The following is a 12855-nucleotide window of genomic DNA, read 5'->3' on the forward strand; positions in this document are numbered from 1 at the left end:
GGTGTTTTGTCTTATTAAATCTTAGGGAAAGTAACGGTAAAAATGGTTCCTATTCCTTGTTGAGATGTAAAGGTAATACTTCCTTTATAAGTTTCAACAATATTTTTTACCATCGCGAGTCCCAATCCCATTCCGCTGGTTTTAGTGGTAAATTTAGGTTCAAAAATCTTGCTTTTATTTTCTTCAGCAACACCTATACCATTATCTTCTATAGTAATTTTGATCATCTCCTTCTCTGAAGATACTCTTACAATAATCTTTGGATCTTCTTTATCATGTGGAATCGCTTGAATTCCATTTTTGACTAAATTAGTCACAACTCTGATCAACTGTGTACGATCAAAATTTGCCATGAGTTCAGAATTATCTGTTGAAAATTCAATATTATCTTCACTGAAAATATCTAAGGCTAATTTGACAATATTCGAAACATTTAGTGTTTCATTCTTTTGCGCAGGCATTTTTGCAAAGTTTGAAAATGCAGATGCAATAGAACTCATTGTATCTATTTGCTGAATAAGTGTTTTACTGTATTCATCGACTTTTTGATAAATGTTTTCGTCTTCAGGGTTAAACTTTCGCTGAAAACTTTGTACACTCAATCGCATTGGTGTCAATGGGTTTTTAATTTCATGAGCGACTTGTTTTGCCATTTCTCTCCAAGCCTGTTCACGTTCACTAGTAGCCAACTGAACAGCACTTTCTTCAAGTTCATCAATCATACTATTATATGAATTAACTAAGGTTGATATTTCTTCACTTGAAGATTCTATATCAATCTTTTTATTCCGTTTTTCTAAACGTGTTTGATTGATTTTATCTGAAATTGTTTTTAATGTACGTGTTATATATTTTGATAATAACAGTGCCAAAATTACAGCAATTAACATCATGAATAAATACGCATAACCTAAGCGTTCTAAAAACTCATTAAGTTCTTTATTTAGAAAATCGTCATTTTCTAAGTATGGCAAATTTAATATCGCTAGTGGCTTAGATTTTTTATCATAAACAAAACTATAAGACGATTGAAATGTTTCTCCATTCTTTCTGTTTTTAACAACATATCTATGATTTGCTGTATTTGAAATTGCATTTAACACTTCTGTGTCAATACATTTTGTTATTGAATCATTTTTAAAACTTGCCTTAGAAGATTTTAAAAGTCCACCATCTAAATCATATAAATTAATTCGCAAACTATGAATATCTGCAATATTATAAATTTCGTCCTTGAATATTAATGGAACATTCTCTGTTGCAACTTCCCAAGTTGTCTTTTCAATCACCTTATTGATATGACTAATAATAGCAATTTCTTTACGTTCTAATCGCTCTTTATGATAATCTATAGCCTCTTCATTATATTGATAAATAGTAACAGCAGCTATTAAAATTGAAGCGATAAGCACCAATAATATCATTGCAAAAAAGATACGAACTCGTAAAGACAATTTTTTTAACCTCATCTGAAAATTTGTAATGATTTTAGGTGTAACTTAGGTTAAATGTAACAATAATTAAGCCAATATTAAGCATTTGGATTTTTGTGTCGTATATTTTTATAAAGCTTAAAACCTAGCATTAATAAAATTCCTAAAACAAAAATTCCAATTACACCAAACACCCAATTAATTGCACTTTTTAAGATGACTAAAAACACAACTGCAAACAATATAAATGTAGCACCTTCATTCCAAAGTCTCATAAAATTTGAAGATTTATTTACTTCGTCACGCTGCAACTGGATGTAATAGTGATGTGTTTTTAAATGATATAAAATCAACAATACAACAAATGTTAGCTTAACATGCATCCATGATTGTTCTAGCCAAAAAGGCTGTAAAATAATTAACCATATAGCAAAACCTGTCGCTAAAATTGCTGATGGCCAAGTAATGATATTCCATAAACGTTTTGCCATTAATTTTAGCTGCTTGCCTAAAATTTCCTTTTCAGGAGAGGGTTTGTGAAAAGCTTCTATTTGATACACAAAAAGCCGAGGAATGTAAAACAAACCTGCAAACCAAGTCACTATAAAAATGAGGTGTAATGCTTTTATGTAATTGTAATATTCCATTTAAATATTTTATTATGTTGTGTCTCGACTCCGCTCGACATGACAGAAGAATTCTAATTTAAAGATAACTGTCACATCGAGCGGAGTCGAGATGTTTATTGCACTTAATCCTCTACAAATAAATAGTTTAATTGCTTTTCGTTAAATGCAGAATTAAAAGCACTAATCTCATCACTAATTAACATATCAAAAGCATTTAATTGTACTTTAATTTCTGCTGACAATTCATTCTTTACGGCAATATCTTGATCTGTTGGCGCAAAATCTCCCATTCCAACCAAAGCATTTAGATGCCCTAATTTGTTGGTTAATCTAATTGGGAAATTTAACGGATCTTGACCACTTCTGTTTTTCGTTTGATACAACGCTTCTTCAATTTTAGTAAAGTCTTCTTTAATAGCCTTCGCTTTTTCTAACAACTCTTTTAAATCCTCATTGTCTTTATATTGCGCTTCAAATGCTGAAAGTTGTTCTTTAATATTTCTAATTTTCTTAATCGATTTATGAGCATCATCCATTGTTTTATTGACATCAGTAATGAAATCAAATTGCTTTTGCATATCAGCTTGAGTACTTTCAGCTCTTTGATCTGCAACGATATTAAAGGATTGCGGAATTGAATTTCCATTTACATTTAAGTTCACTTTGTAAGCTCCAGGAATTGCAACTGGTCCATCTAAACTTGCCCACCATAAAATCATGCCTTCTAATTTTTCAGCACCTTCATAAGTCATGTCCCAAATAAACTGATTCATTCCTTTTTTCACTTCGAGCTTATCTTTCTTTTTATTATTTGTAGAATAGGTTTTTATGGTATCTCCTTTTTGATCAAAATACGTTAAAGACACTTCATCATTTTCTTTGTCATAACTTTTTAAATTGAAATAAGTCATCACGCCATTTGGATGATTCGTTCCAGACGTTTTACTGTCTTTATGATAACCAGCTTGTATGCGATAAGTATCTTTCGGTTTGAATAATGTATTGGCTTCGGAAGGTGAATCATTTAACTGATGTAAAACTGTTAAATCATCAATCATCCAAAGACTTCTTCCTTGTGTTGCAACGATTAAATTATTGTCTTTTATCGCTAAATCAGTAATTGGTACAATTGGAAGATTTAATTGAAATGGTTTCCAATTTACACCATCATTAAACGAAATATACATTCCTGTTTCAGTCCCAGCATATAACAAACCTTTTTGATTAGGATCTTCTCTTACGACTCTGGTGAAATGTTCTGGATGTATTCCATTCGTGATTGTCGCCCATGTTTTTCCGTAGTCAGTGGTTTTATATAAATATGGCGTAAAATCTCCTGTTTTGTATTTAGTTCCAGCTACATAACATGTTCCAGCATCAAAAGCACTTGGTTCAATACTATTAATCATCATCCATTCTGGCATGCCTTTAGGAGTTACATTTTCCCAATTTTGACCTCCATCTTTTGTAACATGAATCAATCCATCGTCACTTCCAACCCAAAGTAAGCCTTCGGTTATAGGTGATTCTTGTGCTGCAAAAATGGTACAGTAATACTCTACTGAAGTATTATCTTGCGTAATTGGTCCTCCTGAAGATTTTAGTTTTTCCGGATCATTTCGAGTTAAATCTGGACTCACAATGTCCCATGATTGTCCTTCATTTTCAGTCACATGGACATGTTGAGAAAAGGTGTATAAACGATCTGGATTATGCTTTGAGAAAATTATTGGGAAATTCCACTGAAAGCGATATTTCATACCTTCTGCGCCATGACCCATTGGATTATCTGGCCAAACATTGATAGCTCTAACGGTTCCGCGTTTGTGATTATATCGTGTTAAAAAACCATCGTAACTTCCTCCATACACAATATCATCATCTTCTGGGTCTATTGCGATATGTGCCGATTCTCCTCCAGCTGTAGATTCCCAATCATCATCAGAAATCGACCAACCATCTGTTCTGTGAGGAATTCTAATTGTTGAATTATCTTGTTGAGCTGCATAAATGCGATATGGAAAATGGTTATCTGTCGTAACACGATAAAATTGTGATGTTGGCTGATTGTGGTATGTACTCCAGGTTTCTCCTCCATCATAAGTGACTTGTGCTCCTCCATCATCACCAATAATCATTCGGTTTGGGTTTTCTGGAGCAATCCATAAATCGTGATGATCTCCATGTGGTGCATTATGTGTGCTGAATGATGTTCCACCATCTGTACTTTTATGATAACGTACATTCAATACATAAACCATATCAACATCCTTAGTATCAGCATACAATCTTGTGTAATACCAAGCTCGCTGACGTAATTTACGTTCACTATTTACTTGTGACCATGTATCTCCTCCATCATCACTTCTGTACAAACCACCTTTATCTTTATTCTCAATGATAGCCCAAACACGTTGGTTATTTACTGGTGACACAGTGACTCCAATAATCCCAAGGGTTCCTTCAGGAAATCCTTTTTTAGTAGAAATTTCTGTCCACGTTTCACCTTTATCTATACTTTTCCATAGTGCCGAACCTTCACCACCAGAACTCAAACTATAAGGAGTTCGTTGCACTCTCCATGTAGAAGCATACAAAATTCTTGGGTTGGTTGGATCAATCAATAAATCTACAACTCCAGCATGCTCATTAGCAAATAACGTTTTCTTCCATGTTTTCCCTCCATCTACGCTTTTATATACACCACGTTCTTGGGTTGGTTTGTATATATTTCCTAAAACACCAGCATATACAACATTATGATCGGTTGGATCAACCGCAATTCTTGGAACATGACGTGAGTTTTTCAGTCCTGCAGATTTCCATGTTTTTCCAGCATCAACACTTTTCCAAATACCATATCCTGAAGACACATTTCCGCGAACGGTTTTTTCTCCACCACCAACATAAATAACATTAGGATCGCTTTTAGAAACCGTAATTGCACCAATACTTCCACCGAAAAACCCATCAGAAATATTATCCCAACTTCGTCCACCATCTAACGTTTTCCAAATCCCTCCACCTGTAGAGCCAAAATAATATAGGTTAGGTTTATTAGGAACTCCTGTGACAGCAGCGCTTCGACCACCTCTAAAAGGACCAAGTAATCGGTATTCTAAAGCTGAATATTTTGATTCATCAAAAGTCTGTGCTTCTAATTGTGTGAAGTTTCCGAAGAAAAAAAGACAAAAAATAAAAGAGAAAAATCTCATTGTAAAGGTGGTTTTGTTAGTTGTATAAAAATAAGCATAAAATAATATTATGCTGCTGTCTTGCTCAAATTTAACTTGACTTCACGATGTAAAAATAGAGCAGTAACAATTGTCGATAACACATCTGAAATTGGAAAAGACATCCAAACACCTAGTTCGCCATAAAATTTTGGTAAAATAAAAATCAATGGAATAAAGAAAAATCCTTGACGTGTTAATGTTAATAGTAATGCTGGAATTGCTTTTCCAACAGCTTGAAAATAGGCAGCTCCAATTAGTTGAACTGCAATAATTGGTGTTGCTGCAAAGACCCATCGCATAGCAGAAGGTGTTTCCTTGATAACGTCTGCATCAGTTGTAAATAATCTAGTGATGTCTTCAGGGAAAATCATCAACATAATAAATACTAAAGTCGCTAAAGCTGCTGCATATTTTAACGCTGTAGAAATGGCTTGTTTAACGCGTTCGTATTGATTAGCACCATAATTAAAACCTGCAATAGGCAAAAACCCTTGTGTAATTCCGAAAACAGGAAATAAGGCAAACATGAGCATTCGACCAACAATGGCATAAGCAGTTACAGAGGTTTCTCCTCCAAGGTCGAATAAAATATTATTCATAAACAAGTACGTAATACTTACAATAGCCTGTCTTGAAAGCGTTACAAATCCTAAAGACCCTATTTCTTTAACAATAGGAAGCTTCAATTTAAACTGACATTTAATGAGTTTTAATTCTGAATTTTTAGATAAGAAATACCAAAAAACAAACAAAAAACACAACAAATAGGATAGTGTTGAAGCCCAAGCTGCTCCAGCCATTCCTAGATCCATGAGGTTTATAAAAACGTAATCTAACACCAAATTCGCAACTGAAGGAATCATCATGGCATACATGGCGAATTTTGGTTTCCCTTCTGCTCTTATAACGGTATTTCCCATCATGCAAAGTGCCAAGAATGGAATTCCGTAAAGCACAATAGTATAATAGATTTTAGCAGGTTCGAAAATAGCACCTTTACCTCCAAATACAGGAATAATATCATCTACATATAAAAGACCAGGAATAATTAATAGAATCGTAAATAGAAGTGTAAGTGTAATTTGATTGCCAAAGGTTTGTAATGCTTTTGTTGTATTATTTGCACCTAATGCTCTTGAAATAATTGAAGAACCTCCAACACCAATACTCATTCCTAAAGCAGCAATAAAAAAAGAGACAGGAAGCACGACATTAATTGCAGCTATGGCAGTTGAACCAATCCAGTTTCCAACAAAAATTGTGTCTACCAAAATATTGAGAGACATCACTAAGATTCCAATAGATGCAGGAACAGCTTGTTTAATCAGCAATTTACCAATGGGCTGAGTTCCTAAATCTTTTGAAGCCGTATTTGACATTATGCAGTAACTGTTTCAGTTTTTGCCCAATCAGTTATCCAACTAGATAATAAATCAACAAATTCTTTGTCATCGTTTAAACACGGAACCGTTGTAAAGTCTTTTCCTCCCATTTCATGGAAAATTTCTTCGCCTTCCATCGCTATTTCTTCAAGGGTTTCCAAACAATCACTAACAAAGGCTGGAGTTACAATAGCCATTTTTTTGATGCCTTGTTTCCCTAATCGCTCGATGGTTCTGTCAGTATAAGGTTGTAACCAAGGATCAAAACCTAATCTCGATTGAAAGGATGTTGAAAAACTACCTTCTTTTAAGTTTAATTTTTCAGCAACAAGCCTAGTCACTTCTAAACATTGATGTCTGTAACAAAACTCATGTGCAGGAGATGCGGTTACACAACAACTACCATCAATTTTACAATGCGATTTTGTGATGTCTCTTTTGCGAATATGACGTTCTGGAACACCATGATAAGAAAATAATAAATGCTCATAATCTTTACTTTCCAAATACTTTTCAATAGAGTTTGATAAGACATTAATATAATTAGTATTGTTATAAAACGATTTAAGGTCTTGAATACTAATGTTAGGAAAATGTGCTTTTCTAATCTCTTCCGCTAACACCAAAATTGTTTCGGTCGTTGCCATTGCAAATTGAGGATACAACGGAATTAAAAATACTTCATCAACACCTTTATCAACCAATTCCTGAAGCCCTTTTTTAATGGTCATACTTCCATAACGCATAGCCAAAGACACAGGCAAATCAACCTGATCTTGAATTTTGTCTTGTAATCGTTCAGACAATACAATCAAAGGAGATCCTTCTTTCCACCAAATCTTTTTATATGCTGCTGCTGATGCTTTTGGTCGTGTGTTTAAGATAATGCCTTTTACGAGTAATGTTCTTGCCCAAAGAGGCACATCAATAACACGTTCATCCATTAAAAATTCACCTAAATATTTTTTAACGTCTTTAGGTTCTGGAGAATCTGGCGAGCCTAAATTAACAAGTAAAACTCCTTTCATGTATTTATGTTTCTTTTGCTATTTTGTTTTTCAAAAATACAACAGTATTTTTTGTAACTAATCTTATTCTGTTTAACTCAACGACATCAAATACTTCTTTGGAGTCGTTCCGTATTTCTTTTTAAAAGCCGAAATGAAATGACTCGATGTACTGTATCCAACTTTAAGTCCGACTTCATTTACATTGTGATCACCTGCTTCCAATAATTTTCTAGCCACTTCCATTTTATAATCAAACAGGAAACTAAAAACGGAATCGCCATAAATTTGCTTGAACCCTTCTTTTAACTTTTTTAAACTAAGTCCGATTTCTTCAGAAAGTTCTTGTAAAGTTGGTGGTTCAGCCATTCTAGATATGATGATATCTTTCGCTTTTCTTATTTTAATTACATTTGTTTCGTCTACTAAAAACGGACATTGCTCAATATCGGCATCTTCACTTCTGTTAAAATATAAACTCAATAATTCTAGCGCTTTTCCTTTAAAATAAAGGTTTTTAATAGAGCTATTTAAATTATAATTAATCATTTGATTCAACGCAATTGCCATAGAAGGAGAAATTTTTCCGTCTTTATAATACTTCTTATCCTTATTGTCATCACTTAAAAATGTGATATAATCCGCTTCTTGAGAAAATAATCCGTGAAATTTCTTTATAGAAACGAGTACAGAAACTAACCAAGATTTAGAATGCACTTCTAAATGAATCGGCAAATCACGTTCAGGATTATATAATAACAATGAATTTTCTTCTTCAATATTTAGGCGATAATTACCATTATTAAAGATAAACTCACTAGAGCCTTTTATACAAAAGTGAAACTGAATAAAACTACTATCAATCTCACGTTCAACAATTTGAATCGCATCAGATTCATTTTGATAGGTTAATGCAAAAAAACCATCATCTAATTTAGATTCTTCAAAAGAACCTCTAGCGATATTTTTCGAATGTATAAAATCCGATTTATTTTTATTGTTATTTAGATTCATTCTAAACTAATAAGCTTTAAAGTCTTGTTTTCACTACAAAAATATGACATTTATCATTTTATAATAAGAAATATCATTAAAAAACCACAAACGATACTAAAAGTTCTTCTAGCGTTGTTTTTTATCTGCCAAGCTTTATATTTTTGCTTTGGTATTATCCAAATCAGGTATGGAGCACTACAATATGTCGAAAGGCACTACATTTTATGCAATTGGTTTAAGCTATAAAAAAGCTGATGCTGAAGTGCGTGGTCATTTCAGTTTAGACGAAACATCTAAACTTGCTGTATTAGAGCAAGCAAAACAAAATGGTATTGAAAGTTTAATCGTTACTTCTACGTGTAACAGAACTGAAATTTACGGATTTGCACAACATCCATTTCAATTGATTCAATTGCTTTGCGAAAACACAAAAGGCACTGTTGAAGAGTTTCAAAAAGTTGCTTATGTGTATAAGAACAGAGATGCTGTTTCCCATATGTTTCGTGTTGGTTCTGGATTAGACAGCCAAATTCTTGGTGATTTTGAAATTATAAGTCAGTTAAAAATTAGTGCAAGATTCTCTAAAAAACAGGAATTACTTAATCCTTTTTTAGAGCGATTAATAAACGCAGTTATACAAGCTTCAAAACGTATTAAAACCGAAACCGAAATTTCTTCAGGAGCCACATCTGTTTCATTTGCCTCTGTGCAATATATTATGAATGAAATTGATACGGTTTCAGAAAAGAATATTTTACTATTCGGAACAGGGAAAATTGGAAGAAATACATGTGAGAACTTAGTAAAACATACTAAGAACGAACATATCACTTTAATCAATAGAACTAAAGGTAAGGCTGAAGCGATTGCAGGTAAATTCAATTTAATTGTAAAAGACTACGCCAATCTTCAAGAAGAAATTAACACCTCTGATATTTTAATTGTTGCTACTGGTGCCCAAAACCCAACGGTTGATAAACACTGTATTCAAACAACCAAACAATTATTAATTTTAGATTTATCAATACCAAAGAACGTAAATGAAAATGTGACTGATTTGGAGAATGTGACTTTAGTTCATTTAGATGATTTATCACAAATTACAGATGAAACTTTAGAGCGAAGAAAAGCTCACATTCCTGTAGCTGAAGCAATTATTGAAGATGTCAAATCTGATTTTAATGCATGGTTGGAGACGCGGAAATTTGCACCTACTATTAAAGCTTTAAAACATAAACTTACTGATTTTGCAGTGGCAGAATTAGACACACAACGCAAAAAAATGAGTGACTTTAATGAAACTCAAGCTGAAGTTATTAGTAATAATATCATTCAGAAAATAACAAATCATTTTGCACATCATTTAAAAGGCGATGATGTATCTACAGACGATAGCCTTGAACTCATAAAAAAAGTGTTTCAACTAGAAGCAACTAAAGAGAATGTCTAAAATTATAAGAATTGGTACTCGTGATAGCGAACTTGCGTTATGGCAAGCCAAAACCGTACAAAGTCAACTAGAACATTTAGGTCATAAAACACAAATAGTTCCTGTTAAATCAACAGGAGACATCGTTTTAGATAAGCCTATTTATGAACTAGGAATTACAGGTGTATTTACAAAAACACTAGATATAGCAATGCTCAATGAAGAGATTGACATTGCTGTTCATTCTTTAAAAGATGTCCCAACATTACTCCCAAAAGGTATTGTTCAGGCTGCTGTTTTGAAACGAGGAAATGTTAGAGATTGTTTAGTGTTTAAACGCAATGAAGAATTTCTATCACAACGAGATGCCGTTATTGCAACAGGTAGTTTACGAAGACGAGCACAATGGTTAAATCGTTATCCAACACATACTATTGTTGGTTTACGTGGCAATGTAAATTCACGTTTACAAAAATTAGAAGACAACGATTGGAATGGCGCTGTTTTTGCAGCTGCTGGTTTAGGAAGACTCGACATAAGACCTGAAGAAAGTTTCAATTTAGAATGGATGATTCCTGCTCCTGCTCAAGGTGCTGTTATGATTACTGCCTTAGAAAGTGATGAAGAAACACTTGCTATTTGTGCAGAAATTAATCATAAAGAAACTGAAATTGCAACATCAATAGAACGTGAGTTTTTAAATCGTTTAGAAGGTGGATGCTCTGCTCCTATTGGTGCTTTAGCTTTTGTAAAAGATGAAGAAGTTCATTTACAAGCTGTTTTATTAAGTCTTGATGGAAGCAAAAAAATTGAAGTCCAACGTACAGTTACTCTCGATAAACACGATGAATTAGCACAATTTTGTGCTGATTATATAATCGAACGTGGTGGAAAACGTTTAATGGATCATCTTAAAAAATCATCTCAAGACACTAATATCTATTCAACTAAAACGTTAACCGATGATCAGAAACAATTGTTTCATGAGGATGTGGTTTCTGAAAGCTCAGATTTTATAAAAATCAGCTTAAATCGAATGACACCAAAGGTCTTAAAACCTTTACCAAAAAATGTGATCATTACGAGCAAAAATGCAGTTGAGGCCTTACTAACAAACTTTGCGCCTCAAGAATTACAATTTGAAAACATCTATTGTGTAGGTAGAAAAACCAAACGTTTTGTAGAACGTAAAATTGGAAAAGTAAAACATACTGAAAATAACTCTAAAGCTTTAGCTGAATATTTAGTTGAATACATTGATGGTACAGAGGTCACCTATTTCTGTAGTGATATTCGTATGGATGAATTACCAAGTATTTTAAATGAAAATAATATTGTGGTTAAAGATGTTACAGCTTACGAAACTAAATACGATTCAGTAAAAATTAATGACACTATAAAAGGGGTTATGTTTTATAGTCCGTCAACTGTGCAAAGTTATAAGCAAGAAAATGATGATGATGTTATAGCATTTTGCATTGGAGAAACAACAGCTAAAGAAGCAAGTAAGCATTTTGATGATGTACGAATTGCAAAAATCCCAACAGTTGAAAGTGTGATTGAGTTGGTGAATGAGTATTTTCAATAAAAAAGACCTCTCGACTCCGCTCGAGGTGACAGAATCTGTCACCTCGAGCGGAGTCGAGACCTAATTGAAAAAATTACGTTTAATTAAAAAGATTCTTGCCTTCGCAGGAATGACAGACATATGATAAAAAACGATTTATTTTTAAGAGCACTAAAAGGTGAAACAGTCGAACGTCCACCAGTTTGGATGATGCGTCAAGCAGGTCGTTATCTTCCTGAGTTTATGGAAATCAAAGCAAAATATGATTTCTTTACACGATGTCAAACACCAGAATTAGCAAGTGAAATTACAGTGCAACCTATTCGTCGCTACGGAATGGATGCTGCTATATTGTTTTCAGATATTTTAGTGATTCCTCAAGCCATGAATATTGAAGTTCAAATGAAACCAAATTTTGGTCCTTATTTGCCAAATCCTATTCGCTCACAAAAAGATGTCGATAATGTTATTGTTCCAGATGTTAAAGAAGCTTTAAATTATGTTTACGAAGCCATAAAAGCAACTAAAGAAAAATTAAATGATGAGATTCCTTTAATTGGATTTGCTGGTTCACCTTGGACAATCTTATGTTACTGTGTACAAGGGCAAGGCAGTAAAAACTTTGATAAAGCGAAAGAGTTTTGTTTTACAAATCCTATTGCAGCTCATCAATTATTACAGAAAATTACAGATACTACAATTGCGTATTTAAAAGAAAAAGTAAAAGCTGGTTGTAATGCTGTACAGGTATTCGATTCTTGGGGAGGAATGTTGTCTCCTGTTGATTATCAAGAATTCTCATGGCAATATATTCAGCAAATTATTGATGCTTTAAAAGAAGATGCTCCAGTAATTGCATTTGGTAAAGGCTGTTGGTTTGCTCTTGGAGATATGGCAAAATCTGGAGCTTCTGCTTTAGGTGTTGATTGGACATGTTCTGCAAAAAATGCGAGATATTTAAGCGGTGGAAATATTACTCTGCAAGGTAATTTTGATCCAACACGATTGTTTTCTCCGCCTTCAGAGATTAAAAAAATGGTACACCAAATGATTAACGAGTTTGGAAAAGACAGATATATTGTAAATTTAGGTCATGGCATTTTACCCAATATTCCGTTAAACAATGCAAAAGCATTTATCGATGCTGTAAAAGAATATAAGGCTTAGCACAAGTTG

General features: G+C 33.4%; 9 protein-coding genes. 3 read left to right on the top strand and 6 right to left on the bottom strand.

Going from position 1 to position 12855, the window contains the following annotated elements; translation table 11 throughout:
• Positions 1-14: 14 nt before the first annotated feature.
• The 6 genes from MUN68_RS16075 to MUN68_RS16100 form a co-directional block, all read right to left on the bottom strand.
• A complete protein-coding gene (locus tag MUN68_RS16075) occupies positions 15-1469 on the bottom strand; it encodes a sensor histidine kinase (protein ID WP_249993040.1) in 1455 nt (484 codons plus the stop codon).
• Between the two features lie 62 nt (positions 1470-1531).
• Positions 1532-2080, bottom strand: a complete 549-nt coding sequence (locus MUN68_RS16080) for a CopD family protein (RefSeq protein ID WP_249993038.1) — start codon at positions 2078-2080, stop codon at positions 1532-1534.
• Positions 2081-2184: 104 nt separating this feature from the next.
• Positions 2185-5277 (bottom strand): WD40/YVTN/BNR-like repeat-containing protein, encoded by a 3093-nt coding sequence (locus MUN68_RS16085; protein ID WP_249993036.1) that lies wholly within the window; start codon positions 5275-5277, stop codon positions 2185-2187.
• 47 nt (positions 5278-5324) lie between these two features.
• Complete coding sequence (locus tag MUN68_RS16090; RefSeq protein WP_249993034.1) at positions 5325-6677, bottom strand: MATE family efflux transporter; 1353 nt, start codon at positions 6675-6677, stop codon at positions 5325-5327.
• Complete coding sequence (gene hemH, locus MUN68_RS16095; RefSeq protein WP_249993032.1) at positions 6677-7708, bottom strand: ferrochelatase; 1032 nt, start codon at positions 7706-7708, stop codon at positions 6677-6679. Before hemH ends, MUN68_RS16090 begins: the two co-directional genes overlap by 1 nt.
• A gap of 72 nt (positions 7709-7780) precedes the next feature.
• Complete coding sequence (locus MUN68_RS16100) at positions 7781-8701, bottom strand: helix-turn-helix transcriptional regulator (protein ID WP_249993030.1); 921 nt, start codon at positions 8699-8701, stop codon at positions 7781-7783.
• A 169-nt stretch (positions 8702-8870) separates the two neighbouring features.
• Between MUN68_RS16100 and hemA the strand changes: the two genes are divergently transcribed.
• The 3 genes from hemA (at position 8871) to hemE (ending at position 12846) form a co-directional block, all read left to right on the top strand.
• Positions 8871-10133 (top strand): glutamyl-tRNA reductase, encoded by a 1263-nt coding sequence (gene hemA / locus MUN68_RS16105; RefSeq protein WP_249993028.1) that lies wholly within the window; start codon positions 8871-8873, stop codon positions 10131-10133.
• Positions 10126-11700 (top strand): hydroxymethylbilane synthase, encoded by a 1575-nt coding sequence (gene hemC / locus MUN68_RS16110; RefSeq protein ID WP_249993026.1) that lies wholly within the window; start codon positions 10126-10128, stop codon positions 11698-11700. The genes hemA and hemC overlap by 8 nt, the downstream gene beginning before the upstream one ends.
• Before the next feature lie 120 nt (positions 11701-11820).
• Positions 11821-12846, top strand: a complete 1026-nt coding sequence (hemE, locus tag MUN68_RS16115) for a uroporphyrinogen decarboxylase (protein WP_249993024.1) — start codon at positions 11821-11823, stop codon at positions 12844-12846.
• The last annotated feature ends 9 nt before the right edge of the window (positions 12847-12855 follow it).

Source organism: Psychroserpens ponticola, assembly GCF_023556315.2.
GTDB classification, from domain to species: domain Bacteria; phylum Bacteroidota; class Bacteroidia; order Flavobacteriales; family Flavobacteriaceae; genus Psychroserpens; species Psychroserpens ponticola.